The sequence below is a fragment of the Bacillus cereus group sp. MYBK227-1 genome (genome assembly GCF_051916325.1).
Lineage (GTDB): Bacteria > Bacillota > Bacilli > Bacillales > Bacillaceae_G > Bacillus_A > Bacillus_A cereus.
On record NZ_JBQAGK010000012.1, the window covers coordinates 40801 to 67389 of the forward strand.

Genomic DNA, 26589 nt, shown 5'->3' on the forward strand with positions numbered 1-26589 from the left:
ATAATAAAAAGAAATGATATTAAAGGAGTTATAAGATGGACCCCTTACTTCTTGCTACTATAGGATTACCCTTAACAATCGTTATACTTGTCATCATCGGCTTCTATAAACTCTTTATTAAAAAGAAACGTATTACTTCTTTTTATACTCCTTTCGATAATATTACCGGGCAAACTATTTCCGAATTTCACGAAGAACAGAAGGTATTAGTATCCGAGGATGAAGACGGAGATGGTAAGAAGAAAAAATAACCTTGCACAGGCAAGGTTATTTTTTCGTTTCTGCTTGAAAACGTTTATAGTATGTCGATGCTGTTGCAAAGTTAATTTCTATATCACGAATCAACGATGAATCTTCTTCTTTCGCTAACTTCTGTAATTTTTTCATCGCTTGTTCTGATTCATTCAAGAAACCAACATATACCTCATGTTCTTGCTCTTTCGATTTTGGAACACGAATTTCTTTACGTATATGATCAATATCTTCTAACATGCTAGTTGTTACCTTTTGCACATCTTCTTTATATGTAGCATTCGTTATTTCCTTACCGCCCTTTTCTTTTGCCACTTCAAATAACTGCAGTGCTTTATTAATTTCTTTATTGATTTTTATATCGTATTTTTCATGTACTGCACGGTATTCTTTCATCTCTTCTGTTTGTTCAGTAGATTGCTCTACCTTTTCTTTCGTATCTTTATTTCCATTACACCCTGCTAGAAGGAGCATACTTCCCATTACAGCAATACCCAAAACCTTCTTCATCTCTTCTTCTCCTTTTATCTACAGCTATTACTCATTATAGTTTCTTTTATCTCCACTTGTTATTATACCGAGAACGCCCTACTTTTTACACTTAAGACGACATCGTAATATATATACCAACATGTTTGTCACAGTATCGTCACTTTATACAAATAACTTTTGCAATGCTTTACTACATCACCTTAAAAAACTGTATGAGGTATTTCAAAGAAATGAAAAAAAGAACTGATTCAAACATTCCCTTTGAATCAGTTCTTTTTTGTTAAGCCTCTAAATTTTGTTTTTGCTGCAGTTCAAACTGCTTCTCACTTCTTCTGGCCATAAATAGATAACATAACACTGCTCCTACTTCACAAAGCGCAATAACAACACCCATCGGTAATGCTGTATTACTTCCACCAATACCTACTAGCGGAGCGACAAGCGCTCCTGAAATGAACTGTAATAAGCCTAATAAAGCTGACGCTGTTCCTGCAGCTTGCTTCTGATTTCTCATCGCTAATGAGAACCCAGTTGTTGATACAACCCCGACACTTGATACAACAAGGAATAACGAACATAAAACACCGATTAAACCTATTCCTACTACGATTGTCAGTAGTAAAGATAGGCCACCAACAGCTGCGATAATAATACCAGCAACAAATAATGTCTTCTCATTCACTTTCCCCGCTAAACGACCCGTTACCTGACTAGCAATAATAATACCGATGCCGTTAATCGCAAAGAATAAACTAAATTGCTGTGGTGATGCTCCGTATATGTTCTGCAACACAAATGGTGAGCCCGAAATGTATGCAAACATTGCCGCTGTTACTAATCCTTGTGACAATGCATATCCCATAAACAGACGGTCCTTTAACAATTTTCCGTACGTCGCCAAAGTCCCTGACAAACCACCCGTTTCTCTTTCTTCAGGAGGTAATGTTTCACGCAATACAAAAGTAGCTGAGATTAACATGAATACGCTAATTGCTCCAAGAACGATGAAAACACCGCGCCACGTTGTAAACTGTAATAATTGCCCCCCAATAATCGGTGCCAAAATAGGCGCTGCTCCGTTTACTAACATAAGCAGTGAGAAAAACTTCGTCATTTCAGAACCTGAATACATATCACGTACCATCGCACGTGATATAACAATCCCGGCTGATCCTGAAGCTCCTTGTAGGAAGCGCAATAACACTAATGTCCAAATAGATGGCGCAACAGCACAAAGTAAAGAAGAAGCAACATAAATAATAAGAGCAATAATAAGAGGTTTGCGTCTTCCGTAAATATCACTAATTGAGCCAACAAATAATTGTCCTACTGACAGCCCAAGCAAACAAGCTGTTAATGTAAGCTGCGCGAGGGATGCACCTGTTTGCAAATCATCCGTTAACTTCGGTAATGAAGGCAAATACATATCAATAGATAATGGTCCAATCGCCGTAAGTGTTCCTAATACAAGAATCATCCATAACCTGTTTGCCTTTACAGGTTTATATATTTCGTGATTAACTTCATTCACTTTTTCAATTCACCCTTTCCTATACAAACTGAATCGTAACAATTATAGTTACATCATAAACATACGTCAAGTACAGCGCATTTTCCTCTTTCATAATGTAAAAAAAGCGATAGAAATTCTATCGCTTTACTTTTTCACATTGCTATTCGTAAATTTAGATACTGAGGACATCATCTCTCCCGTATCTAAATATGTAATTTGAATTGGGTCTCCTACTTCTGTAAACATAGCATATGGGAATTTCTTCACCGGTATCATAAATACCTTTTGTTCATTCTCTAAAAGTACGTACACGATTGTATTTTCACCTGATTTTTCTTTATATACACGTTGTACAATACCTTCTTTTTGCGCTTCTTTTCCTGTTGAGGTTGGTCTAAATGTATCACCATTACCGCTCATTACGTTTTTATAATTCTCAAGCGCTTCTTTCTGCGAAGAACCTGTCGCAAATATTTTTGCATTAGCAGCATATACAACTGTATGTGCACGTACTAGGCCTCCGTCATCAACAACCGGAATAATCCAAGCTGGTTTACCGTATACGTTATAAATGACAGGCATTGTCCCATGCCATTTCTCTCTCTTAAAGGAATTATCTACTACTTCTGTAGCTGCTGAACCATCCATAATCCCCTTTACTTCTTTTCCATTATAGTAATATAGCTTGCCTGTGCGTGCATCTACTAATGAATAGCCTAGGGCTGAATCTACTCCTTCTTTTGGAGAAGTAAAGTCTGTAAAATAATACAGTGTTCCATCTTTACCAAAGATCGGGGTCACGCCTTCTTTCGTTCCCCACTCAGTCGGAATTTTCATATCTGTTTGTGAGAATTTCGTATTCCAAAATCCGTGAATATATTTACCAAAGTACGCATTTAACGTAGATGCAGTCTCATGATTTAATACACCATCAACAAATTTAGGTGCCTTTCCTTTATCATATCTTTTCACTTCACCTGTTTGTGCATCTACTACGACAACACCTTCTACCTCAAATCCAGATCTTCCTGAAATAAATTCACCATACGTCATTGTATAATATGGTTTTCCTTTATCATCAACCTCAAATTTAGGTTTTCCTTTAAAGATTAAATTTGGTTCTGCTTGCCTTACCACACGCTCTAAATTATTACCAAAAAACATGCTTGGCACATATTTCATTTTATAACCGAGGTGCAGTTTCGCTTCCGCATCAGGATTCGTACCTGACATCGTTACGTACCCTGGAATTGTCTCAGCTTTACGCGCTTTAAAAAATCCTGAAACTTCAATCGGCGCTACATATAAAGCCTCGCCGTTTACCATTTGTGGCGTTAATTCTCCTAGCTCAAAATAAGCTACTTTTGGAATATCACCAAATACTTTTTTCATCTTATTCTCCGCTGTCTTTGGCGGCACTGTAAACGGCTGGTCATTTTCAGTAAATGGCTCTGAAATATCTTTCTCTACCTTAACAACAGAATCATATTTCTTTTGCGAGATTACTATATCATGCAAATAACCAAAGTAGCCGTAACTTGCGAGTAAAATAAACATTAGAAGTCCTTTTAATGTGCCTTCTAATTTCCCTATTTGATCTTGTGAAAATAAAACAAGCCCAATTAAAATTGCTACTGCAACAGAATAATGAGTAAGAATCGAGTCTACCCGATCATCAATTAGCCAAAAGTATTCATAGATTGCAATACCTATCCAAAATAAAACAGGAATAACTAAAATAGATGATTTCTTACCCTTTACAACCTTCTTATCTCCCTTCTTATCCACTGCTCGAAGCTTACTACTACTTCTTGTCCATGGAATCAAAAACAAAGTAAGAATAGCTAAAACTACAAATTTCATCAAAGGCACTGTCCCCTTTTCTTTTGTATTCCCTTTTAGTATAACAAATAAAGGGTATTAAGGTGAAAATAGGAATAGTTATATTTTTTTACTACTTAATACAATCCCGCTCACTACATATAGAATAGATGCAATATAAAAAATTGTACCAATCGTAAAGAAATCTACTAAATATCCCGTGGCAATAACCGCTACTGCTCCGCCAATGGATGTCCACACATGGTATTTTCCAATCTCATAACCAGCCTTTTCCTGCGCAACCTTTCGTGCTAATGAAGTCTTCTCAGTATTACGCTGCACAGCACCTAAAACTCCCATTACAATTTGAAGAATATACACATGCCATACTTCCGTGGCAATCGGAAAGCAAAGCATTAAGATTGCCATGGACCAAGCGTATATGATTAATAATTTTTTATCACCTACTTGATCAGATACCTTTCCCACTAGTGGATATACAAGTGCTGATGTTAAAGCAAATAAGCCATACGCCCAGCCAAATTGCGAGAAGCTATTTCCAATGTTTCGAAGCAATAATATATAAAAAGGAAATACCATACTTCCTGCCATCATGATGATACTTTGCGAAGCCACAAATCTTCTATATGTCATTTCGTATACTCCCTATAAAATAAATTCACAAATCTCTCTTCTGAATCTACTTCCTTCTTTTTCTTGAGAAATTCTTCAATACGAGGATATGCCCTCTTTAACTGCTCTTTCGTTGGATAAGAATAGTACGGCAAATAGTAACTACCGTTATGCTTTAAAGTAACATCAATCATCTTCCGAATGACATCCTCTGTTTTCTTTATCTCACTCTCTGAGCGTCCCTGGTTAATCAAAAGAACCAGCGCAAACATATCATCTTTCGCATAGGACAAAACTGCATTTTCATTCTTTTTCACGTAACGAATCGTAATGTTGAGTAAATTAAACTCTTCTTCATTTAATACGTTACGTAAATCATCTATATACTCCGTGAAAGCATCTATAGGCACAAAGTATTCTTGTAACACTTCGGTCCTATTTGGATTTTCATATTCCATAAAAGCACTATCTGATCTCATAACATTATTACGCGTCTCATACTTTCCATCTGTACGTTCAAAATAACCTCTTTGTATATCCCAAAACGTATTCTTTCCCCAATCACTATAACGTGATAACCCAAGTAAAAATTTCGGTACCGCTATAATATTTTCTTCCTTTAATTCACTGTACTCTTCTCTCATATTTTGATTTTGTGCCAAAGTATAATCTGTCACATACATCTCTTTTAAAAATGAATTTGGAGCAACAGAAATACGCGCTAAGTGCATACGAACATTCTCATCTCTTTTCACTTTCTCTTTGAAATAAGATGCGTATTCTTTATAATCTATCATTCTCGTGTGCATTTCATATAATTCATCATCTGTTAACTTCAGCGTCACATCTAAAATAACTCCAAATAAACCGTAACCCCCAATGACATATGGAAATAACTCTGCATTTTCTTCTCTACTTACATTACGTACCGTGCCATCTGCCATTAACAATCTAAATGAATCTACTGTATCAATTAGTGCCTCATGACGAATATCACGCCCGTGTACATTTACACTTAATGAACCACCAACAGTAAAAATATTTTGAGACTGCATGACCTGTACCGCAAGGCCATATGGATTTATTTTCTTCTGAATATCATTCCACGTGACACCACTTTGAACTGTAATCCACTTCTTCTCTGGATCAAATTCTAATATTTTATTATATCCTTTCATATCGAGCATCGTGCCATTTGGATAATATGTCTGTCCTCCTTGGCTATGTTGCATGCCTGCAATGGAAATTTTCTCTCCTGAAACTTTTGCATCTCGCACTAATTTTATTAACGAGTGCTCTTCCGTAGCACTTTCAACACGTTTTATTTTTGTCGGAAGCAATTTACCTACATCACTCATAATAGGATGATCAATTTGTTTTTTATACGTATGTACAGACGTTGCAAGCAAAACCGTATATGCGACAATGACCACTACTATCTTTCTTTTTTTCAAAGGACACTCTCCTTATTAGCAACAAAAAGAGATACCCGTTCTTTCAGGTACCTCTCTTGACAGTGATTACTTTGCTGCTGGCAATTGTATTGGATCAAATTTATCATACGATGTAAACTTCGCATCCGTAATAATGTGCGCTTTATCCTCACCATTGCTACTCATAACCATATCTATCTTTGCTGATTCATATTTAAAATCTTTTGTAATAATATATTCTCCATCTATTTCTTCTATCTTTGCATTTTGGCCTTGTAGCATTTGTTTCTGCTTTTCATCCATACTAGCTAACATACTCTCTGTCTCTTGCCCTTTTAATGCAAACTTCAGCTTATAATTATCTCCACTTTTCTCCATCTTCACTTTATTTAAAATTTCCGATGGAATCTCTAAATTATCTACCATTCCTTGAGTCGCATTCATTCCGTTAGCATTTAATTGTTCCTCTGGTACAGACATAACTTCACCCGTATTAGGATTTTTCAACTGACCAGCAATTTTGCCACCCACATCATAAACAACAACCTCTGTACCAGAAACATTCATTTCAGAACGAGAATTTTTTTTCTTCGGCTCTAATTGCATTTTGGCCTTTATTACATTCATCTCTGTTCCTTCAGCCTTTATTCCCACATCATATGTCATCGTTACATTTTCTTCGTTTTTAAAAGCTTCATTCGCTTTATTAAAAACATCCTTCGCTGTTAATTCCTTTTCTTTCTGCACAGCTTCTTTTTTCGGTTCATCAGTCTTTTTTGCTTTCTCATTACTACACCCTACTCCTAGACCGACTGCAAGTACTAAACTTGAAATTAAAATAATTTTTTTCATAACGTCCCCTCCTTCCCAAAAATAATATCATCTCTTTTCCTATGAAATCTATATAATTCGTAATATTCTTCTTTAAATTTATTTCCTATATAGCAACATGTTTGAGAAAAAGTTTAAATATGATGTAAATAATAACAACTCATTTCAGGAGGTCATTATGAAAGCTATTATTTGCACAAAGTATGGACCACCTAATGTTCTCCAACTTCAAAATATAGAAAAGCCTAAACCTAAAAAAAATGAAGTATTAGTTAAAATTCACGCAACAAGTGTATCGACTGGAGATTGTAGAATACGTGGCTTTAATAGCCCCCTCTTATTTTGGATTCCTATGCGGATCATATTAGGTTTCAGAAAACCGAGAAAACCTATACTTGGCGTAGAGTTATCCGGTGAAATCGAAGACATTGGAACAGATGTAACACAATTTAAAAAAGGAGATCAAGTTTTTGCATTAACAGAACTAAACCTTGGTGGTTATGCCGAATACACATGCGTGCATGAAAGTGGATTAATAGCATTAAAACCTACCAATGTGACATATGAAGAAGCTGCCGTTATTCCTTTTGGCGGAACTTCAGCATTGCACTTCCTTAGAAAAGGACAGATAAAAAAAGGGCAACGAGTACTTATATACGGCGCCTCTGGGTCAGTAGGGACAGCTGCCGTACAACTTGCGAAATACTTCGGGGCGACTGTCACAGCCATTTGTAGTAGTTCGAATTTCGATTTAGTAACAGCTTTAGGGGCAGACAACGTAATTGATTATATGAAAGAAGATTTTACTAAGCGGGGCGAGCACTATGATATTATATTTGATGCCGTTGGAAAATATAATAAGTCTCTTTGTACAGATGCATTAATGCCTAATGGAAAATATGTATCTGTGAACGGAATGATGGCAAAAGTCAGTAAAGAAGATATGAACCTACTAAAACAACTAGCTGAAACAGAAAAGCTAAAGCCTGTTATTGATAGAACTTACCGATTAGAAGAAATTGCTGAAGCTCATATATATGTAGAAAAAGGACATAAAAAGGGGAACGTTTCGATTACCTTAAAATAAAATATATTCTGAAAATATAATTGACAATTCTTTTTGTACGATTTACTATTAGTACCATATTCAAAACTACATACACATACTCTTATCAAGAGTGGCGGAGGGACTGGCCCGATGATGCCCGGCAACCGAGCTTATGACGTATAAGCTAAGGTGCTAATTCCTGCAAAACGAGTTTTCGTTTTGGAAGATAAGAGAGGAATCTATTTCGTCTATTCGGCACCTCTCTTATTTTTTGGGAGGTGCTTTTTATTTTGGAACGTATATGAAGGGGGATTTATAGATGAAAAAGGTATTATTAAGCATTGTAAGCGGAGCAGTATTATTATTAGGCGCATGTAGTGTGAGTTCAAATAAAGAGGTAAAAGAATTAGACGAGAAAAAGATTACTGTCGGTGTAACAGGTGGACCACATGAACAAATTTTTGAAAAGGTAAAAGAAGTTGCAGCAAAAGATGGTCTCGAAATTGATATAAAAATATTTAATGATTATGTAGCGCCAAACGTATCATTAGATGAAAAAAGCCTTGATGTAAATAGCTACCAAACGAAATCGTATTTAGATGTATTTAAAGCTGAACGCAATATGAAATTAGCTGAAGTATTTTCAACAGTAACATTCCCTATGGGTGTATATTCTAAAGATATAAAAGATGTAAAAGACTTAAAAGAGGGCGATGCAATTGCTGTACCAAATGACCCAACGAATGAACTTCGAGCTTTAAAATTATTTGAAAAAGCAGGGGTTTTAAAAGTTGATCCAAAGGCTACAGAAAAAGCGACTGCAAAAGATGTAATTGAAAATCCAAAAAAATTAAAGATTGTCGAATTAGAGGCATCTCAATTACCAACGCAACTAAGTGAAGTGAAAGCAGCTGCAATTAACACAAACTTTGCATTAGGTGCAAAATTAAGTCCAGCGAAAGATTCTATTTTCCGCGAAGGAAAAGATTCACCCTATGTGAACTGGGTTGTTGTTCGTACTGAAAATAAAGATGATGCCGTTGTAAATAAATTAAAGAAAGCTTATCAATCTAAAGAAGTAAAAGAGTTTATCGAGAAAAAATTTGATGGTTCAGTTTTACCATCTTGGTAGGAGCTGACGATAATGATTGAATTAAAAAACATATCCAAAGTATTTACAACAAAAAAAGGGAATATTGAGGCTCTTAAGTCTACTTCCCTTAAAGTAGAAAAAGGCGAGGTATTTGGAATCATTGGGTATAGTGGCGCTGGTAAAAGTACATTGATTCGATGTGTAAATTTATTAGAAAAACCAACGACAGGAAATATCATTGTAAACGAACAAGACTTAACAACGTTATCGACAAAAGAACTAGCAAAAGCGAGACAAAAAATCGGAATGATCTTTCAAGGATTCAATTTACTTAAAACTGTTACCGTTTATGAAAATATCGCATTACCGTTACGGCTTGCTGGCATTCCAAAAGAAGAAATTGAAAAAAGAGTAGAAAAGTATTTACGCATTGTCGATCTTTTTAATAGAAAAGATGCGTATCCAAGCGAACTTTCTGGTGGTCAAAAACAGCGTGTCGCAATTGCTCGTGCGCTATCACATGAACCTGAAGTGTTATTAAGTGATGAAGCAACGAGCGCATTAGATCCAGAAACAACCGATTCTATCCTTGATTTGCTATTAAAGATTAACGAAGAAATCGGAATTACGATTTTACTCATTACACATGAAATGAATGTCATCCAGCGTATATGTGACCGCGTTGCTGTTATGGAACATGGATCTGTAGTCGAAAGTGGGACTGTAAAAGATATCTTCACAAACCCACAACATGTAACAACGAAGAAATTTGTAAATAGTGCATTTGCAGCAAAAATCCCAGCTGAAGTACAAAAAGAACTACAAAGAACCGGAGAAATCGTAACACTTTCATTTATAGGAAATTCTTCTGGTGAACCAGCGTTAGCTATCGCTACAAAACGTTTCCAAGTGTATCCAAATATTTTATCCGGTAATATTACACAGTTAAAACATGAGGCATACGGGAAACTTGTCATTCATATGCAAGGGGAACAAAATGAAATCAACCACGCTTTATCATTTTTACAAGAGCAAGGAATCATCGTAGAAGGGGGTAGAACAGATTATGGGAAACAAGTCCTTTTTGGATGAATGGGGTAAAGTCATATGGGAAGCAACCATTCAAACATTTCAAATGACATCTATTTCACTATTCATCTCTATCCTTATTGCACTACCACTTGGTGTCACACTTGTTTTAACAAGACCTGGTGGGCAGCACGAAAATAAAATCATTTACCCAATTCTTAATACAATTATTAATATCATTCGCTCTCTTCCATTTATCATTCTATTATTCTTCATTTTACCTTTTACAAAGTTTCTAATGGGAACCTCCATTGGTGTACAAGGCGTAATCGTACCGCTTGTCGTATTCACGGCCCCTTATATTGCACGATTAATGGAAACTGCTTTATTAGAAGTAGATCGCGGCGTTATTGAAGCCTATCAAGCGATGGGCGTTTCTACTATAAAAATTATTTGGCACGTTATGGTGAAAGAAGCTCGTCCCTCCCTTGTACTTGGATTAACAATTGCAACGATTGGCTTAATCGGCGCAACAGCAATGGCTGGTCTTGTAGGCGCTGGTGGGCTAGGGGACTTAGCATATCGCTTCGGACATTTACGCTATGAACCTGAAGTAATGTATGCAACTGTCTTTATTTTAATTATCCTCGTTCAAGGATTACAGTCTTTAGGGAATGGTATTGCACGAAGGTTGAAGAAAGATTAAAAAAGAAGGTATCTCACTAAGGTGAGATACCTTCTTTTTTATCTTTTAAATCCACCTTCTGAATGAATAACTTGCCCAGTAATCCACTCAGCTTCTTCACTTACTAAAAATTTAATGAGTCTAGCTGCATCCTTTGGCTCACCAATTCTGCCAAAAGGAAACATCGGCTTTAACCCTTGTTTTATCTCTTCAGTCATCCATCCTGTATCAGTTGGTCCTGGATTAATTGCATTCACTGTTATTCCTAAATGAGCTACCTCTGCTGACAACGTACTAGTAAGAGCATCAATAGCTCCCTTCGTTGTTGCATACGCTAGTTCTCCTACCATAGGACCTTGAAATTGCCCCGAAGTCATATTCACAATTCTACCACCAGATTTTTTATCAAATCCTCGGGCAAATTGACTACTGAGCAATGTAGTCGCACGAATATTCACCATATAATGCTTATCTAATTCTTCAGCAGTCAACGTAGAGAAATCATTATTCGTAGAATATGCTGCATTATTAATTAATATATGAGGGTACCCTAATTGTTCAGTAACTTTATTTATAAGCTCTTTCGGTGCATCATTCTGAGTTAAATCTAACTCCATACTTGAGACTTTAACACCGTTTTTTAGTAACTCTTCTTTTAATTGTATTTGTTCATTTTTATCAACGCCCCAAGGCATCTCTTTATCGTAAGCTGTCCAATACGTAAAAAATATATCGTATCCTGATTCAGCTAATTCTTTACAAACCGCTGCGCCTATACCATCTAGACGACTTACCCCTGTAATAACTGCTACTTTATTTTTTAATTGGTTCATCATATACTCCTCCAAGTTTAAAGGACGCATATTTTATATAAGAGATATAAACTTTCCCACAAAAAAGACAGATACATAAAATAGGCACCTATCCTTATAAAAGGGATGTACAATCCAAATATGCATTCCTTGAATGATTTACAGATGACTAAATAAACCCTCGCTTATGAGAGCAAAATTCATCTATCTAGTAGTTTCTAATCATTACAAGTTCATCCACATATCTAGTCTTTGCCTCCTTTTGATATATCTCTATTATTAGTCTATCAAAAAAGATGAAATGTTACAAAAAATAAAACAATTACTCAAAACATATATTCGTTCACATTTCCTCTATTGTGAATTTGTTCACAATATATATATAATAAACATGTAAATACAATATTGGAGGGATTTCAATGGTTATCAATTTTTTAAGAACTGATAAACGTGCTACTTTCATATTATTACTTTTACGGCTTTACATAGGGTATACATGGTTCGCTGCTGGGATAGGCAAAGTCTTCGGACAATCTTTTGACGCAAGTGGCTTTCTAAAGGGTGCTATTGCTCAAGCATCAGGTGACCACCCTGCAGTACAAAGTTGGTGGGCAGATTTTCTTCAACATTTTGTCCTTCCAAACGCAGACCTATTTAGCTTTTTAGTTCAATGGGGAGAAATTTTAGTAGGTCTAGGTTTAATTTTAGGCGGATTAACAAAAACAGCTGCATTTTTCGGAATCATAATGAATCTTTCATTTTTATTAAGTGGAACTGTTAGTGTAAACCCAAACCTGCTTATTTTGACTATGTTCATTTTAGTTGCAGGGCAGAACGCTGGACGTATTGGATTAGATGGCTATGTTTTCCCTAAACTTTTCCGTAAAAACAACCACGGAACATATAAATTAAGTAAAACTGCGTAGTAACAGTTTACTTTTAAAATATAAATAAGAAAAAGAGCCTGAATATAGGCTCTTTTTCTTATTTATCCTAATTTAAACTTTTAACGAGCCACGAAAACCTCTGGCAGCATAGTAAGAGTCTGCTCCATTGTGGTACACGAAAACATGGCCAAAGCGATAATCGCAAAATAGAGCACCACCAAGCTCTCTAATATCTGAAGGTGTTTGTACCCAACTCGATGATTTCATATCAAAATCTCCAAGTTTTTGTAACTCTCGATATTGTTCTTCCGTTAATAACTCAATACCCATAGCGGCCGCCACATCAATAGCGTTATTTTCTGGTTTATGTTTTTTTCTTGATTCTAACGCTTCAAGATCATAACAAAGACTTCTGCGGCCTTTAGGACTCTCCTTTGAACAATCATAGAAAGTATATTCGTCCTTTTCTTCATCATAACCAACAACATCCGGTTCACCACCAGTTACTTCCATTTCGTTAAGTGACCACATTTTTTCATTATTAGTAGTCAGCTTCGCTTCAACTTTAGCCCATTCAAGACCTTCATGGCGGTTCATGTTTTTCTCAAAACGAGCTTGCAATACTTTCAATAACTCTTCACGTTTTTCTACTAGTAAGTCATTTTTATTTCCTGTCATATTAGTCCTCCCTGATGTATGTACTGATAGTAGTTTAAGTATATATTTTATAATAAATCATCTCAATATGAAGACCGTTTCAACCTTATGTCTTGTACAAACATCCCTTACAAAGTCCTAAAACCCTCCATACTCTCTCCAAGAATATAGTGTGAAAACCACATCAAGTTCTGCTTCATAATAGCCACATGAACTCCTGGTTGGTCAGAACTATATGCCATTCCTTTAAATATAATTAATTCTGTATCAACTTCCATATCCATTAATCCTTGATATAGATCATATGCATTTGTAATTGGAATTCTTGCATCCTTTTCCCCATGTTGAATTAAGGTAGGCGTACAAGCTGATTTAATATACGTCATAGGTGATGTCTTCGTATATATCTCTGGATCATTCCATGGAGTATTTCCTAAATACATTCTAATAAAGTAAGGTATATCTGTATTTACATAATGGGTACTCCAGTTAGTTATTCCACCGCCAACTGAAATAGCTTTAAACCGACTACTAAACGTAGAACAGAAAGCTGATACATATCCACCGTTGCTCCATCCCATAACTCCTACTCTATCCTTGTCTACCATCCCTTTTTCTACTAGTTCATCCACTCCAGATATAACATCATCGTAGTCAGCAATCCCCTGTTTTCTATAGTTAGCTTTTAAAAATTCATTACCATAACCTGAACTTCCTCTGTAATTTGGTTCTAAAACGATAAAGCCTTTTTCAACAAACTGTTCAATCGGATATTTCTCATTGAAGCAATCTGAAAATATCGGAAAAGATGCCCAAGCCGGACCGCCGTGAATTACTACTAATAAAGGATATTTTTTATTAGTGTCCAACTCTACTGGCGTTGATAAAACACCTTCTATTTCAAGACCATCGCTACTTTTCCATGAGATGATTTCCCTGTTACTTCTAAGTTTCCCTTTGAAAAAGCTATTTTCATCCGTTATTTTTTTATCGTCTAAATAGATTTCAAAGGTTTCATTTGTTATAGCCTTATTGTAGGATATATGTTTGCCATCCTTTGTTATAGAAGCATCCATTATAAAGCCATTTACTTTTTCGCTTAATATTTCCACAGTGCCATCTTCGGCTAGCAATCCAATAAGATAATTCGTTTTATTCTGCCACCTAATTAAAACCCCTTTAGCTGTCCACTGTAATGGCATAACCGTACTATCAAAATCTGTTAAAGGTTGAATTAGCTCTCCGGTATTTATATCATATATCTCTAACGTACTATCTTGTATATGGTTTCTATAGTAACCCTTCTCTCTTATGCTTGCTGTGTAACATATTTTACTGCCGTCAGGAGAAAAGCAAACACTCCCTCCCAACAACTTATCCACATTCAGCTTTTGTAGCTCTCCAGTTTTAATATGGAGTATGTATAGATCTCCATTTATATAATCTGCCATATTTGAGCTTGGTGTCGCCATAAATACAACCTTTTTACCATCATTTGAAATATCAAATTCATGGATATGAAAATCCTTACCATCCGTTAATTGATAAACGACTCTGTTCTCGTGTTCATCTGTATCACTTTGTATCACCTTCTCTATTTCAATGTAATATAAACAATTATTCTGGTGTTCCTTACCTATATGTTGAAAATCTCCATATAGGTCCTTACGTTTCTTTATCTCCTCACATTCTTTTGACTGCGTAACATAATAAAGACCCTTGCCAGTATGACCCCATTTGAATGTACTGACTCCTTCTTTCTCATCGGTAATTTGAACCTCTCTATAACCATCTAGTGACTTAACAAATATCTGATTTTTCCCATCACCAACTGGACTAAGATATGCGATACACCTAGCATCTGGAGACCATAATGGGTGTGTACTATCTATATCACCATTTGATAATGGGTAACTCTGCTTCTTATCTTTTTCATATATCCATACATGATTCCTATATGTATTGTCTTTCCAATCAGCCGTCTTCTTAACAAATGCTACGTTTTTACCATCATCACTTATGTTTGTACTTGATACGGTTGGTAATGAAATAATCTCTTCTATACTTAGATATGTTTTTTCATTCACTTTCATCAATATACCCCCTTGAAATGTCTATAAATCTCTCATCTCTTTTTGCCGTAATAAAGGAAATTGTTCACGAATACTTAAAATGATAACGGAAAATTCAGATAAATAAAAGTGAAGTCGATAAAGTAAAACTTTAATCTATGGAGTTCTATCCACTTACCAATTCTAGATGTTCTTTTTCGACACAAAAACACCCCTTTTAGATACAAATTTGTAAATTTATTTTAAAGCTATAACTATATGTTGGTTTAGAATAAAATTTGATAAAAATGAAGTCACAAATCTTTATTTAACAACAAAAAAATTCATTTTGAAAAAACGATTGATCAAAATAGAATCACTCTTTTTAACTAAGTATGAGATTTTTATAAAAAAATTTTAATCCAAACTCACTTAGAATCTTTACTTGAAGGAATAAAGCTTCGCATCTTTTTTGTGAACATCGTTAAACTAAGATAAACTTTGACCGTATCTGTAATTAATTGTAAAATATTATACGTAGAAAGGTATTATAAAATAAATATAGAAGGGGTATGTTTTTTAGTTTTAAAGGGGCTAAAGCACATCTATTTTATGTTTTTAAAGGGAGAATTGAAAAATCATATGAAGAATTTCAAAAAGAGTACAGGTAAAATTTTACTAGCATCCGGATTAGTAGTTTCTATGTCAGCTTGTAGTGTAACAAATTTATTTGGAGAAAAAGAAAAAACAAATACTGAATCTGGTAAACAAGAAAGTAAAGAAACTAAGACAGAAGGAACAAATCCAACTAAGTCAGAAGGTAAATCATCTGAAACAAAGGAAAAATCAACTAACTCAAAAGAAGAAAGTAAAGATGTTAAGATGATTATGGTTTTGCCTGAGGATTACCCACAACTTATGGTAGACATTGAAGAAGACTTATTAAGACGTCTAGATTACTATGATGCTTCTGTGAGGGATAATAAAAAGGGAAGTAAGTCAAATGAAGAGGTACGAGATAGTATTAAAGACTTAGATAAAGTATTTAATAAAATAGAGCGTATAGATGCACCAGGAAAATACAAAGAAGATCATAAGGAAATTGTAAAAGCTGTTCAAAAGTTAAAAGAATCTTTCAAAGAAGTATCGAAGTTATTTGATTACTCTAAAACACTTAAAGATACGGATGATGCAATCATAGATAAAGCAAACAATAAATTAGATGAAGCAAAACGCATTTGGAAACCTGTATTTGATAAGTTAAAAGCGGAAGCTAAGGGTGGTTCAACAACTACTTCTACAACAAGTGGTACTAGTTCTTCTAACTCACCGAGTTTATCTAGTGGTAATACAGTTAAAACATACAGTACCCAAGATAAAACTGGTATATTCAAAGGAAAAATTGATACACCAGACGAGGATTCCGCTAAGTTTAAGAATGTACAGAACAACTATAAAGACGGTACAGAGCTTGTAGGTAATTGGGGTATTGATTACGGAGACGGAGTCAAAACTACGTTAGTCCTAAAAGCAGATAAGACATTTGAAACATATGCAAATGGTTCTTATCCAAATAAAGATAATTACTTAACAGGAACATACCAAGCAGACGTTTCTTCCCATCAGTTAACGCTAATGGTGGAAAAAGGAACTCAAAATGGTCAAGAAGTGAAATTAGAAAGACCTATTTATTCATCATATGAGGTTAAAAATTTAGATGGTAAAGCGTTACAGATTTTCCACATAGACGAACAAGTAACAATTTGTTATGTAAAACAATAAATAACTAAAAAAACTCTGTAAAATGATTTTTACAGAGTTTTTTCTTAGTTTTAATTTATTTCAAACGTATAACTATACTTATTAACCTACCAATCTCCTACTCAACAGTAACAGACTTAGCTAAGTTACGTGGCTTATCAACGTCACACTCGCGGTGAAGTGCTGCGTAGTATGAGATAAGTTGTAATGGAATAACTGCTACTAGCGGTGCTAGCGCTTCGTGTACAGCTGGTAATACGAAGCTGTCACCTTCCATTTCTAAGCCTTTCATTGAAATGATACATGGGTTAGCCCCGCGTGCTACTACTTCTTTCACGTTACCACGAATTCCAAGGTTTACGTGCTCTTGTGTAGCAAGTGCGATAACTGGTGTACCATTTTCGATTAAAGCGATTGTACCGTGTTTTAACTCTCCTCCAGCGAATCCTTCTGCTTGGATGTAAGAGATTTCTTTTAGTTTTAACGCACCTTCTAATCCTACGTAGAAGTCTACGCTACGTCCGATGAAGAAACAGTTACGCGTTGTCGCTAAAAATTGTTTTGCTAATGCGTCCATTTCTTCTTTTTGATCACAAAGTTCTATCATTGCATTTGCTACAAGTCCTAGTTCGTGTGTTAAATCGAAATCAAGAACTTCACCTTTTGCTTTAGCAATATCAGCCGCTAAAATTGAAAGTACTGCAAGCTGTGCTGTGTAAGCTTTCGTTGATGCAACTGCAATTTCTGGTCCAGCGTATAACGGAAGTGTATAATCAGCTTCACGAGAAAGCGTAGAACCAGGCACGTTTGTAATTGTTAATGCTTTATGGCCCATTTCATTTGTTTGCACAAGTACTGCACGGCTATCAGCTGTTTCACCACTTTGTGAAATGTAAATGAAGAATGGTCTTTCTGTTAATAATGGCATGTTGTAAGAGAATTCACTTGCCACGTGTACTTCAACTGGCATTTTTGCAAACTTCTCGATAAATTGTTTTCCAACAAGACCTGCATGATAACTCGTTCCACATGCAATGATGTAAATACGATCGCTATCTAAAATCGCATTGCGGATGTCTTGATTTAATTCAATTTCGCCATTTTCATCTTGATACTTTTGAATTATATTGCGGATTACAAGTGGTTGCTCATCGATTTCTTTAAGCATGAAATGAGGATATGTTCCCTTTTCAATATCACTTGCGTCTAATTCCGCTGTAAACGGTGCACGTTCAATCGTTTCACCTTGTAAGTTTTTAATTGTAATACTTTCTTTCGTTACGATTACGATTTCTTTATCCATTAGCTCAATAAATTGATCTGTAACTTGTAACATCGCCATAGCGTCGCTTGCCACAACATTAAAGTTGTCACCAACACCTACTAATAGCGGGCTTTTGTTTTTAGCAACATAAATCATGTTTGGATTTTCAGCATCAAGTAATCCGATTGCATAAGAGCCATGTAAAAGAGATAGCGTATTACGGAACGCTTCTTCTACACTTAATCCTGTGCTCACTTGTTGTTCCATAAGCTGTACGATAACCTCTGTATCTGTTTCACTTACGAACGTTACATCTTGTAAATATTCCTTTTTCACTAATTCATAGTTTTCAATTACACCGTTATGAACTAATGTAAAGCGTTTTGATGTACTTTGATGCGGATGCGCGTTTACCTTACTTGGAACACCGTGTGTAGCCCAGCGTGTGTGTCCAATACCTACGCTTGCTGCTACGTTCTCATCTACGATTTCACGAAGTTTTGCGATACGGCCTTTTTCTTTGTATACAACAACACCGTTCTCTGCTTGTACTGCAATACCTGCTGAATCATATCCACGATATTCTAGCTTTTCTAAACCTTTTAATAAAATTTCCTTTGCATCTTGCTCTCCAATAAATCCTACGATTCCACACATGTTTAGTCGCCGTTACAAATGCTTACACTGCTCTGCGAACATGTAACGACATAGTCCGATACCATTTTTATTTATACTAAAAAACGGATTACATATTGCTAGCCCTGTAAGCTTGTAACGGCTTTCACCTTCCTCTCGATTGGGTTTAAGTCCGTATATACTTATACAGCTAGTTTTCATCCGTTCCTCTTCTCTCATCACACTTTCACCTTTGTCCACTAAGTCACCTTAATGATTTAAGTAAAAGTTTGCGGTTGTGATGAACAACCGGGAGTCATCCGCCGAAATCTCGATAAACCCCACCTCGTCAACTACACTATTTGTAGTTCTGGCGCTTTTATAATTTACAATATTTCCTTTGAGAAAAAGAACAAGACCATCTTATAACAAACATGGATAAACCGTCAATGAAATTTTTTTCATCGTCTATAAAACATATGAAAAAGGAGCACTTTTTGTGCTCCTTTTTCATATAAATTCAGCTAATTATTCAGCGCCAACTTCGGCTTTCACAACTTCTACAATGCGATGTACATATGCATCACAAACTTCTTGTGTTGGTGCTTCTGCCATTACACGAATAAGTGGCTCTGTTCCAGATGGACGAACAAGAATACGGCCATCACCGTTCATTTCTTCCTCTACAACACGAATAATTTCTTTAATTTTTTCATTTTCTAATGCTAATTTTTTATCTGTTACACGAACGTTTACTAACAATTGTGGGAATTTCGTCATTTCTCCTGCAAGCTCAGATAATGGCTTTTTCGTCATTTTCATGATGTTTACAAGTTGAAGTGCACTTAACATTCCATCACCAGTTGTAATGTAATCAAGTAAGATAATATGGCCTGATTGTTCTCCACCTAGGTTGTAACCCCCACGCTTCATTTCTTCCATTACGTAGCGGTCACCAACTGCTGTTTTATCACTTGTAATATTATTTGCTTCAAGTGCCTTGTAAAAACCTAAGTTACTCATAACAGTTGAAACAACTGTATTATGTTTTAATTGACCAGTTTCTTTCATATATTTCGCACAAATGAACATAATTTGATCACCGTCAACGATGTTTCCTTTTTCGTCTACAGCAATTAAACGGTCGCCATCGCCATCAAAAGCAAGTCCGATATCCGCACCTTTTTCTTTTACCAATTCAGCTAAGCCTTCTGGATGTGTAGATCCTACACCCTCATTAATATTCATACCGTTTGGAGAAGTTCCCATTGTTGAAATATCAGCTTCTAGGTCTGCAAATAAGTATGGAGCTAGAGAAGAAGTTGCACCATGTGCACAATCTAAAGCGATATGTAGGCCAGAGAAATCTTCTTCAACAGTTTGTTTAATGTACTGTAAATATTTTTGTCCACCTTCAAAGTAATCGCTCACTTGTCCAAGATTAGTACCTGTCGGACGTGGTAGTTCATCAACTTCTTTGTCTAATAAAGCTTCAATCTCAGCTTCTTGCTCATCTGTTAATTTAAAGCCGTCTGAACCAAAGAATTTAATACCGTTATCTTGTACTGGATTATGAGATGCAGAAATCATAACACCCGCTTGTGCATCTAGTGCTTTTGTTAAATAAGCAACGCCCGGTGTAGAAATAACGCCAAGGCGCATTACTTCTGCTCCAGTTGATAATAGGCCTGCTACTAAAGCTCCTTCTAACATATGACCAGATACACGTGTATCACGACCGATAATTACTTTTGGACGATCTGTATCTTTTGTTAATACATAACCACCAAAACGTCCAATTTTGAAAGCTAATTCAGGTGTTAACTCCTTATTTGCAACTCCGCGTACTCCATCTGTACCAAAATATTTACCCATTATGATTCGCTCCTTTTTCTTGCTCTTTTTGATTATCTACTGTTGGTTCTTGACTCGTTTCTTTATCTTTATCTTGATTTTGATTTTGGTTTTGATTCTTTTCCTGTTCTTTTTCTGAATCAGGTTCAGGATTTTTTGGTTTCTCATTTTGATTTTCTTGATCCGTATTTGAATCCGGTTGTTGACCGTTACCCTGTACTTCTTTATCTGGTTTTTCTTTCTTCACAATAGTAACTTTAGCACTTTTTTGTTTTGGCTCTATTGAAATATTACCAGGACCGCTCACTTGAATGGAAATATCTTTCGTCCCTGAGGATACATTTTGCAGATTAATTACCGCTGTTATTTGAGCAGCTGTTATTTTATCTACTATACTTGCTTCTCCTGAAATATCAACACTTATCTTTCCATCTTGCGGCGAAAGTAGCTGAGCAGTAACATCTTTAGACAGTCCATTTTTCTGGATTGGGATACCATCAATCGTTTTTGTTTTCGTTTGTTTTGTTTTTTGCACTCCCACCGAAACCTTCACTTGATTCGGTTTTGCACTTGTTACACCCTTGGGTAATAAAACAGAGGCATCGAATGTTGTAGACTCTGTCAATTGACTAAGATCTACTTCGACCCCCTCTAGAGATTGTATATTATCCAAAATATCTTTTGGACCAGCTATCGTTACTTCTCTCGGTTCAACACTGATATTTGTAACCGCCAATCCTTCTGCTAAACTCCCCTTCTTCGTATACGTTACAGGAACAGTTTTTTCAGTATTATTGGCTGTAGTTTGCGTTGCCACATTCAACGTTACACTAATCTTAGATGGACTTGTTCTTACATTTAAACGTTTTCCTTCTTTATTGTATAATGTAACTTCGGGCGTTTTTGTAACAGTTTTATTAACACCTTTTAAATCAACATACGCTTTGGCAGATGAAATGCTTTCAATTTCTTCTTTCGTCCCAACTACCTCAACAGTATCCGGTTTAAGGCTTGATTTTTCTAGAGTAGCCCCCGCTGGCATCTGATCCTCATTTGATAATTTCAGATCTACATGAACATATTTTCTCGCCTTTTCATAAAGAGTAACTTTAATTGTTGATGGCTGAACTGTTCCTTTCACATCATCTGGAAGCCCGTTCGTTTTTAAAGAAATCTCATAAGTTCCTTTTGGACTATCTCGCAAATCAACCGGTATGTCAAATTGTTTTTTTGCTTTTGCTGTAGCAACTGATGCTTTTGGGCCTTCTAATTTTACTTTAACGCCCTCTGCCGGAATACCACTTACAATATATTTCTCCTCATCATACTTAAGATTAATAGCATAATTAGTTAATGTTTCTTTCGTATCATTTGCAAAAGGTAATATACCTGATGTCGTATTTTTTTCAGTTAACGTCGCTGACATAAAAAGCATACACGCCAATAGTAATGAGATCCCTTTTAAAAACCAATGATTCTCCATTAACTTATCCATGACGCTTTCTCCTCCAATTCCATAAAGACGAAGAAGTCGTTTTTTCGTTTCCACTAAATTCAGCTAATAACATATCTTTCAGCTGTTCTGTCTTCAAATCACGATGCAACTTACCATTTTTCGTTAAAGAAATTTGACCAGTTTCTTCAGACACAACTACTGTAATACTATCAGTAACTTCACTAACTCCCATTGCAGCACGATGTCTAGTTCCTAATTCTTTAGAAATAAACGGACTTTCTGATAATGGAAGATAGCATGCTGCTGCTTTAATTGTACTTCCTTGCATAATTACCGCTCCGTCATGAAGAGGTGTATTTGGAATAAAAATATTAATAAGTAATTCCGATGATACGTTTGCATTAAGCGGAATACCCGTTTCCACATAATCACCCATACCGGTCTCTTTTGACAAAGTAATTAATGCACCAATTCTACGTTTCCCCATATATTCGGTTGCTTTTGCTATCGATGTTGCAACCATTTCAGGTTCATCATCCTCATGCGTTCCAACACGCGAAAATAAACTCCCGCGCCCTAGCTGCTCAAGTGCTCTTCGCAATTCTGGCTGAAAGATAATAATAACGGCTAAAAATCCCCACGTTAATACTTGTTCAGTTAGCCAAGATAGCGTACGCAATTCAAGGAAAATACTGATCATCTTAACGACGATAATAACTGTAATCCCTTTTAAAAGTTGAACAGCTTTCGTCCCTCGGATTATAAGAATTAGCTTATATATAATAAACCATACAATGGCAATATCTAATGCCGTACTAAGATATTTCAAAATGGTCGTATCTTCAAAAGGCATGCTATCCCTTCCTCCTACTTACGAGCAATTCTATCCATATATTGAAATATTGTTTTATGCTCTATCTGTATGTATTTCCAACAACTAGTTAATTATACCATACATGAAACAAACGACAATTACAAACAACCCCCTTTAGCTCAAATTGGTAAGATGTCAAACATTTTTATTGTACAGTATAATATAAATCATTATTATACGCTTATTTTCAAATAAAAAAAGCAACTTCTCAGTTGCTTTTCTTACATTTATTTTAGTTTTTCACCGAATAAAGAACCCATTAAAGCAACTGCTGTTGTTGCCGTTCTATTTCTCTCATCTAAAATCGTATTTACCTCAACAAATTCAGCAGATGTGATAATATCAGCTTCTGCTAACATTTCCATCGCCAAATGACTTTCACGATAAGATAGACCGCCAATTACAGGCGTTCCAACACCTGGTGCATCATGAGGATCAAGACCATCTAAATCTAATGATAAGTGTACACCATCGGTATGAGATAAATATGCGATTGTTTCTTCCATCACAGCCGTCATCCCCATACGATCAATTTCATGCATTGAGAACACTTTAATACCTTCATTGCGAATGAAATCTTTTTCTCCTTCATCCAATGCACGCGCACCGATAATTACGACATTCTCTTTTTTCACCTTTGGATATGCTCCGTATAAATCTACAAGTGAAGAATGTCCATAACCTAAACTTGCTGCAAGTGACATACCATGAATATTTCCAGATGGTGAAGTTTCCTCTGTATTTAAATCACCGTGTGCATCATACCAAATAACGCCTAAGTTTTTATAATGTTTTGCTACACCAGCTAATGTACCGATAGCAATACTATGGTCACCACCTAATACAAGTGGAAAACGACCTTCTTCTATAATATGATCCACCTTACTTGCTAATTCATTACATACAGTTGCAACTTGTGTAAGGTTTCTTAATTTTGTATTTTCATCTATCTCTTTTTCTCTCTCTATACATATATCTCCCATATCTTTAACGTCATATCCAATTTCTTCAATTCTTTCAATTACCCCTGCATAACGGATCGCGCTCGGTCCCATATCAACTCCACGACGCATCTGTCCTAAATCCATTGGAACTCCAATAACTGAGATTTCTTTTTTCATAGATAGTATCCCCCTTTTATGCCTTCACTAAATATTTTAAATCTTTTATATAGTCTGACTCAACTCGACATTTTTCTGTATGGATATACAATTTATTCACTTATATTCACGTTGAAAACCAAATTTTAAGACTATTCTATGTATAAAGTTAACTTAATGAAACAATCGCAATCACTATTATTAAATAATAATAATAAAACACTCCTATATTTAGAAATGTTTTTCTGATGCTATTTTCCATACTGTTGCAATATTCTTCGTTGTCATTTCAATATTTTCTTCTGCTACTTTATATGCTTCTTCTAGTGTCATCGGTCTCGTTGTAATACTAAATACCGCATCTATTCCTTTCTCGTACACAGCTGAATAATCAGATGATACAGACCCTCCAATAGCAATTACAGGCACAGAAAAACGTTTTGCACGCCCCGCAACACCCACAGGAGCCTTTCCATATGCAGTTTGTTTATCTATTCTACCTTCACCAGTTATAATAAGATGTGCATCTTCTATATGTTTATCGAAATTTGTATAATCTAATACAATTTCAATGCCCCTACGCAAGTCTCCCTTTAACACTGAAATAACAGCCGCTCCCATTCCTCCCGCTGCCCCTGCACCAGGTATTTCAGATACATCAAAAGATACATATCGTTTAAGCATATTCGCATAATGTTGTAAATTCTCATCTAGCTCTTTCATCATCTCTATATTTGCACCCTTTTGTCTCCCAAATACGAAAGATGCTCCCTGCATTCCGACTAATGGATTATCCACATCACATGCCGCTTCTATCTTTACCCCCTTTAAGCGTGGGTCCATTCGTGAAAAATCAATAGCAACAATCGATTGTAATGTGCCTCCAGATGGATCTATTACTTCACCCTTGTCATTTATAAATCTTACTCCTAAAGCTGCTAACATACCTGCCCCACCATCATTTGTAGCACTTCCTCCAAGTCCTAAAATTATGTACTCCACTCCTTGATCTAGCGCATGTAATATAAGTTCTCCTGTTCCTTTTGTCGTTGTAATAAGTGGGTTGCGCTTTTCAACTGGAACGTGCTGTAATCCTGATGCTGCTGCCATTTCAATAAACGCTGTCTTTTTATCTTTAGAAATGCCATAAAAAGCTTGTATACCTTCTCTAAGCGGTCCTGTCACACTAATTGATATAATTCTCCCCCCTGTAGCATCAACAAGTGATTCAACCGTCCCTTCTCCTCCATCTCCAATTGGTATTTTCACATACTCTGCATTAGGAAAAATTGCTCTAAAACCTCTTTCAATAGCTCCACATACTTCTATAGCTTTTAGGCTTTCTTTATATGAATCAGATGCAATAACAACTTTCACAATTATCTCCCCATCCCTTATTTTTACGTTTTCTTCATTTTAAACGACAAGTATAAAAGTTGTCTTTTTAAACACGAAAAAAGCTTACATCGTATGATGTAAGCTTTTTTATTTAGATGGAGCCTAGCGGGATCGAACCGCTGACCTCCTGCGTGCAAGGCAGGCGCTCTCCCAGCTGAGCTAAGGCCCCTTATTAATTAAGCGGAAGACGGGATTCGAACCCGCGACCCCAACCTTGGCAAGGTTGTATTCTACCACTGAACTACTTCCGCAAAAATGATGAGCCATGAAGGACTCGAACCTTCGACCCTCTGATTAAAAGTCAGATGCTCTACCAACTGAGCTAATGGCTCGTAAATGGCTGGGCTAGCTGGATTCGAACCAGCGCATGACGGAGTCAAAGTCCGTTGCCTTACCGCTTGGCTATAGCCCATTAATATTTACTAGTATGGTTATCTTTTCAAAAAAATAAACCCTCTCAGGTTATTTTAAAGAAAATGGTGGAGGGGGGCAGATTCGAACTGCCGAACCCGAAGGAGCGGATTTACAGTCCGCCGCGTTTAGCCACTTCGCTACCCCTCCGACATTTTAAATATATATGGTGGAGGATGACGGGATCGAACCGCCGACCCCCTGCTTGTAAGGCAGGTGCTCTCCCAGCTGAGCTAATCCTCCAAAAGTGGTGACCCGTACGGGATTCGAACCCGTGTTACCGCCGTGAAAGGGCGGTGTCTTAACCACTTGACCAACGGGCCAAAAAAGTTTTAAACCTATTCCCAAGCTTCCAACCGGGCTTGAACCGGTGACCTCTTCCTTACCATGGAAGTGCTCTACCAGCTGAGCTATGGAAGCATAATGGCTCCGCAGGTAGGACTCGAACCTACGACCGATCGGTTAACAGCCGATAGCTCTACCACTGAGCTACTGCGGAATAATATTAGCCTGGCAACGTCCTACTCTCACAGGGACAAGGTCCCAACTACCATCGGCGCTAGAGAGCTTAACTTCCGTGTTCGGTATGGGAACGGGTGTGACCTCTCTGCCATCATTA

At 36.3% G+C, this 26589-nt stretch carries 23 protein-coding genes, 9 tRNA genes, 1 rRNA gene and 1 riboswitch; of the genes, 7 read left to right on the forward strand and 26 right to left on the reverse strand.

Features of this window, described 5'->3' with window-relative positions; genetic code table 11:
* Window positions 1-35 precede the first annotated feature (35 nt).
* On the forward strand, window positions 36-251 hold the full coding sequence (locus ACTFRM_RS29270) for a DUF3951 domain-containing protein (protein WP_000371386.1): 216 nt from the start codon (window positions 36-38) through the stop codon (window positions 249-251).
* Window positions 252-267: 16 nt separating this feature from the next.
* Here ACTFRM_RS29270 and ACTFRM_RS29275 read toward each other — a convergent pair whose 3' ends face one another.
* The 6 genes from ACTFRM_RS29275 to ACTFRM_RS29300 all read right to left on the reverse strand — a co-directional run bounded on the left by ACTFRM_RS29275 (window position 268) and on the right by ACTFRM_RS29300 (window position 6996).
* Window positions 268-762 (reverse strand): hypothetical protein, encoded by a 495-nt coding sequence (locus ACTFRM_RS29275; protein ID WP_000756541.1) that lies wholly within the window; start codon window positions 760-762, stop codon window positions 268-270.
* A gap of 262 nt (window positions 763-1024) precedes the next feature.
* Window positions 1025-2284 (reverse strand): multidrug effflux MFS transporter, encoded by a 1260-nt coding sequence (locus ACTFRM_RS29280; RefSeq protein ID WP_309233874.1) that lies wholly within the window; start codon window positions 2282-2284, stop codon window positions 1025-1027.
* A gap of 117 nt (window positions 2285-2401) precedes the next feature.
* Complete coding sequence (locus ACTFRM_RS29285; RefSeq protein WP_173601049.1) at window positions 2402-4120, reverse strand: DUF3981 domain-containing protein; 1719 nt, start codon at window positions 4118-4120, stop codon at window positions 2402-2404.
* A 78-nt stretch (window positions 4121-4198) separates the two neighbouring features.
* Entirely contained in the window at window positions 4199-4732 is a 534-nt protein-coding gene (locus tag ACTFRM_RS29290; RefSeq protein ID WP_000222352.1) for an MFS transporter, read from the reverse strand.
* Window positions 4729-6165 carry an FAD-binding protein gene (locus tag ACTFRM_RS29295; RefSeq protein ID WP_426867404.1) on the reverse strand — a complete coding sequence of 479 codons (1437 nt, stop codon included), beginning with the start codon at window positions 6163-6165 and terminating at the stop codon, window positions 4729-4731. The genes ACTFRM_RS29290 and ACTFRM_RS29295 overlap by 4 nt, the downstream gene beginning before the upstream one ends.
* Window positions 6166-6231: 66 nt before the next feature.
* Complete coding sequence (locus ACTFRM_RS29300) at window positions 6232-6996, reverse strand: DUF6612 family protein (protein WP_000720580.1); 765 nt, start codon at window positions 6994-6996, stop codon at window positions 6232-6234.
* Between the two features lie 157 nt (window positions 6997-7153).
* Here ACTFRM_RS29300 and ACTFRM_RS29305 point away from each other — a divergent pair, with 157 nt between their 5' ends.
* The 4 genes from ACTFRM_RS29305 to ACTFRM_RS29320 all read left to right on the forward strand — a co-directional run bounded on the left by ACTFRM_RS29305 (window position 7154) and on the right by ACTFRM_RS29320 (window position 10851).
* Complete coding sequence (locus tag ACTFRM_RS29305) at window positions 7154-8062, forward strand: NAD(P)-dependent alcohol dehydrogenase (protein ID WP_000643856.1); 909 nt, start codon at window positions 7154-7156, stop codon at window positions 8060-8062.
* Between the two features lie 79 nt (window positions 8063-8141).
* A riboswitch (SAM riboswitch) is annotated at window positions 8142-8256 on the forward strand.
* Window positions 8257-8342: 86 nt separating this feature from the next.
* Window positions 8343-9155 (forward strand): MetQ/NlpA family ABC transporter substrate-binding protein, encoded by an 813-nt coding sequence (locus ACTFRM_RS29310; protein ID WP_173601039.1) that lies wholly within the window; start codon window positions 8343-8345, stop codon window positions 9153-9155.
* Window positions 9156-9167: 12 nt separating this feature from the next.
* Window positions 9168-10208: a methionine ABC transporter ATP-binding protein gene (locus ACTFRM_RS29315; protein WP_173601038.1), complete on the forward strand. Its 1041-nt coding sequence runs from the start codon at window positions 9168-9170 to the stop codon at window positions 10206-10208.
* Window positions 10183-10851, forward strand: coding sequence for a methionine ABC transporter permease (locus tag ACTFRM_RS29320; protein WP_000527136.1), 669 nt, complete (start codon window positions 10183-10185; stop codon window positions 10849-10851). The genes ACTFRM_RS29315 and ACTFRM_RS29320 overlap by 26 nt, the downstream gene beginning before the upstream one ends.
* Before the next feature lie 38 nt (window positions 10852-10889).
* On the opposite strand, the gene ACTFRM_RS29325 is transcribed toward ACTFRM_RS29320, so the two are convergent.
* Window positions 10890-11666, reverse strand: coding sequence for an SDR family oxidoreductase (locus ACTFRM_RS29325; protein WP_002182367.1), 777 nt, complete (start codon window positions 11664-11666; stop codon window positions 10890-10892).
* Between the two features lie 395 nt (window positions 11667-12061).
* On the opposite strand from ACTFRM_RS29325, the gene ACTFRM_RS29330 reads away from it, so the two are divergent.
* Window positions 12062-12568 carry a DoxX family membrane protein gene (locus ACTFRM_RS29330; protein ID WP_025690519.1) on the forward strand — a complete coding sequence of 169 codons (507 nt, stop codon included), beginning with the start codon at window positions 12062-12064 and terminating at the stop codon, window positions 12566-12568.
* Between the two features lie 72 nt (window positions 12569-12640).
* Here the strand turns inward: ACTFRM_RS29330 and ACTFRM_RS29335 are convergent, their stop codons facing one another.
* Entirely contained in the window at window positions 12641-13207 is a 567-nt protein-coding gene (locus ACTFRM_RS29335) for a DUF4256 domain-containing protein (RefSeq protein WP_048538436.1), read from the reverse strand.
* 107 nt (window positions 13208-13314) lie between these two features.
* The gene (locus ACTFRM_RS29340) at window positions 13315-15279 is read right to left on the reverse strand and encodes a S9 family peptidase (protein WP_173601037.1); all 1965 of its coding nucleotides are present in this window, start codon (window positions 15277-15279) and stop codon (window positions 13315-13317) included.
* Window positions 15280-15867: 588 nt separating this feature from the next.
* Here ACTFRM_RS29340 and ACTFRM_RS29345 point away from each other — a divergent pair.
* Window positions 15868-17019 (forward strand): DUF3994 domain-containing protein, encoded by a 1152-nt coding sequence (locus ACTFRM_RS29345; protein WP_400589683.1) that lies wholly within the window; start codon window positions 15868-15870, stop codon window positions 17017-17019.
* Between the two features lie 97 nt (window positions 17020-17116).
* Here ACTFRM_RS29345 and glmS read toward each other — a convergent pair whose 3' ends face one another.
* From glmS to rrf, 17 genes are all read right to left on the reverse strand, one after another.
* Window positions 17117-18919, reverse strand: a complete 1803-nt coding sequence (gene glmS / locus ACTFRM_RS29350; protein ID WP_000334163.1) for a glutamine--fructose-6-phosphate transaminase (isomerizing) — start codon at window positions 18917-18919, stop codon at window positions 17117-17119.
* Between the two features lie 12 nt (window positions 18920-18931).
* A complete protein-coding gene (locus ACTFRM_RS29355; protein WP_001206405.1) occupies window positions 18932-19117 on the reverse strand; it encodes a hypothetical protein in 186 nt (61 codons plus the stop codon).
* 288 nt (window positions 19118-19405) lie between these two features.
* Window positions 19406-20752, reverse strand: a complete 1347-nt coding sequence (gene glmM / locus ACTFRM_RS29360) for a phosphoglucosamine mutase (RefSeq protein ID WP_000521476.1) — start codon at window positions 20750-20752, stop codon at window positions 19406-19408.
* Window positions 20745-22226 carry a CdaR family protein gene (locus tag ACTFRM_RS29365; RefSeq protein ID WP_163093556.1) on the reverse strand — a complete coding sequence of 494 codons (1482 nt, stop codon included), beginning with the start codon at window positions 22224-22226 and terminating at the stop codon, window positions 20745-20747. Before ACTFRM_RS29365 ends, glmM begins: the two co-directional genes overlap by 8 nt.
* Window positions 22219-23040, reverse strand: a complete 822-nt coding sequence (gene cdaA, locus ACTFRM_RS29370; protein WP_149215616.1) for a diadenylate cyclase CdaA — start codon at window positions 23038-23040, stop codon at window positions 22219-22221. Before cdaA ends, ACTFRM_RS29365 begins: the two co-directional genes overlap by 8 nt.
* Before the next feature lie 248 nt (window positions 23041-23288).
* A complete protein-coding gene (gene rocF / locus ACTFRM_RS29375; RefSeq protein ID WP_000711563.1) occupies window positions 23289-24182 on the reverse strand; it encodes an arginase in 894 nt (297 codons plus the stop codon).
* 210 nt (window positions 24183-24392) lie between these two features.
* Window positions 24393-25538 (reverse strand): glycerate kinase, encoded by a 1146-nt coding sequence (locus tag ACTFRM_RS29380; protein ID WP_149215617.1) that lies wholly within the window; start codon window positions 25536-25538, stop codon window positions 24393-24395.
* A gap of 117 nt (window positions 25539-25655) precedes the next feature.
* Window positions 25656-25728: transfer RNA gene (locus ACTFRM_RS29385), tRNA-Ala, on the reverse strand.
* Window positions 25729-25738: 10 nt separating this feature from the next.
* Window positions 25739-25810 (reverse strand) — tRNA-Gly (locus tag ACTFRM_RS29390).
* 8 nt (window positions 25811-25818) lie between these two features.
* Window positions 25819-25891, reverse strand: a tRNA-Lys gene (locus ACTFRM_RS29395).
* Between the two features lie 5 nt (window positions 25892-25896).
* Window positions 25897-25971 (reverse strand) — tRNA-Gln (locus ACTFRM_RS29400).
* A 65-nt stretch (window positions 25972-26036) separates the two neighbouring features.
* Window positions 26037-26120 (reverse strand) — tRNA-Tyr (locus tag ACTFRM_RS29405).
* A gap of 17 nt (window positions 26121-26137) precedes the next feature.
* A tRNA-Val gene (locus ACTFRM_RS29410) sits at window positions 26138-26213 on the reverse strand.
* A gap of 5 nt (window positions 26214-26218) precedes the next feature.
* Window positions 26219-26293: transfer RNA gene (locus ACTFRM_RS29415), tRNA-Glu, on the reverse strand.
* Between the two features lie 24 nt (window positions 26294-26317).
* Window positions 26318-26390, reverse strand: a tRNA-Thr gene (locus ACTFRM_RS29420).
* Between the two features lie 4 nt (window positions 26391-26394).
* Window positions 26395-26469 (reverse strand) — tRNA-Asn (locus tag ACTFRM_RS29425).
* 9 nt (window positions 26470-26478) lie between these two features.
* A 5S ribosomal RNA gene (gene rrf / locus ACTFRM_RS29430) occupies window positions 26479-26589 on the reverse strand; the annotation flags it as partial.

Bases quoted from the DNA above. Each gene is read 5' to 3' on its own strand.
- ACTFRM_RS29335 (WP_048538436.1), bottom strand. From the start codon at position 13,207: ATGACAGGAAATAAAAATGACTTACTAGTAGAAAAACGTGAAGAGTTA.
- ACTFRM_RS29270 (WP_000371386.1), top strand. From the start codon at position 36: ATGGACCCCTTACTTCTTGCTACTATAGGATTACCCTTAACAATCGTT.
- glmS (WP_000334163.1), bottom strand. From the start codon at position 18,919: ATGTGTGGAATCGTAGGATTTATTGGAGAGCAAGATGCAAAGGAAATT.
- glmM (WP_000521476.1), bottom strand. From the start codon at position 20,752: ATGGGTAAATATTTTGGTACAGATGGAGTACGCGGAGTTGCAAATAAG.
- ACTFRM_RS29300 (WP_000720580.1), bottom strand. From the start codon at position 6,996: ATGAAAAAAATTATTTTAATTTCAAGTTTAGTACTTGCAGTCGGTCTA.
- ACTFRM_RS29325 (WP_002182367.1), bottom strand. From the start codon at position 11,666: ATGATGAACCAATTAAAAAATAAAGTAGCAGTTATTACAGGGGTAAGT.
- ACTFRM_RS29285 (WP_173601049.1), bottom strand. From the start codon at position 4,120: ATGAAATTTGTAGTTTTAGCTATTCTTACTTTGTTTTTGATTCCATGG.
- ACTFRM_RS29330 (WP_025690519.1), top strand. From the start codon at position 12,062: ATGGTTATCAATTTTTTAAGAACTGATAAACGTGCTACTTTCATATTA.
- ACTFRM_RS29340 (WP_173601037.1), bottom strand. From the start codon at position 15,279: ATGAAAGTGAATGAAAAAACATATCTAAGTATAGAAGAGATTATTTCA.
- ACTFRM_RS29290 (WP_000222352.1), bottom strand. From the start codon at position 4,732: ATGACATATAGAAGATTTGTGGCTTCGCAAAGTATCATCATGATGGCA.
- rocF (WP_000711563.1), bottom strand. From the start codon at position 24,182: ATGAAAAAAGAAATCTCAGTTATTGGAGTTCCAATGGATTTAGGACAG.
- ACTFRM_RS29320 (WP_000527136.1), top strand. From the start codon at position 10,183: ATGGGAAACAAGTCCTTTTTGGATGAATGGGGTAAAGTCATATGGGAA.
- ACTFRM_RS29315 (WP_173601038.1), top strand. From the start codon at position 9,168: ATGATTGAATTAAAAAACATATCCAAAGTATTTACAACAAAAAAAGGG.
- ACTFRM_RS29305 (WP_000643856.1), top strand. From the start codon at position 7,154: ATGAAAGCTATTATTTGCACAAAGTATGGACCACCTAATGTTCTCCAA.
- ACTFRM_RS29275 (WP_000756541.1), bottom strand. From the start codon at position 762: ATGAAGAAGGTTTTGGGTATTGCTGTAATGGGAAGTATGCTCCTTCTA.
- ACTFRM_RS29365 (WP_163093556.1), bottom strand. From the start codon at position 22,226: ATGGATAAGTTAATGGAGAATCATTGGTTTTTAAAAGGGATCTCATTA.
- ACTFRM_RS29355 (WP_001206405.1), bottom strand. From the start codon at position 19,117: ATGAGAGAAGAGGAACGGATGAAAACTAGCTGTATAAGTATATACGGA.
- ACTFRM_RS29310 (WP_173601039.1), top strand. From the start codon at position 8,343: ATGAAAAAGGTATTATTAAGCATTGTAAGCGGAGCAGTATTATTATTA.
- cdaA (WP_149215616.1), bottom strand. From the start codon at position 23,040: ATGCCTTTTGAAGATACGACCATTTTGAAATATCTTAGTACGGCATTA.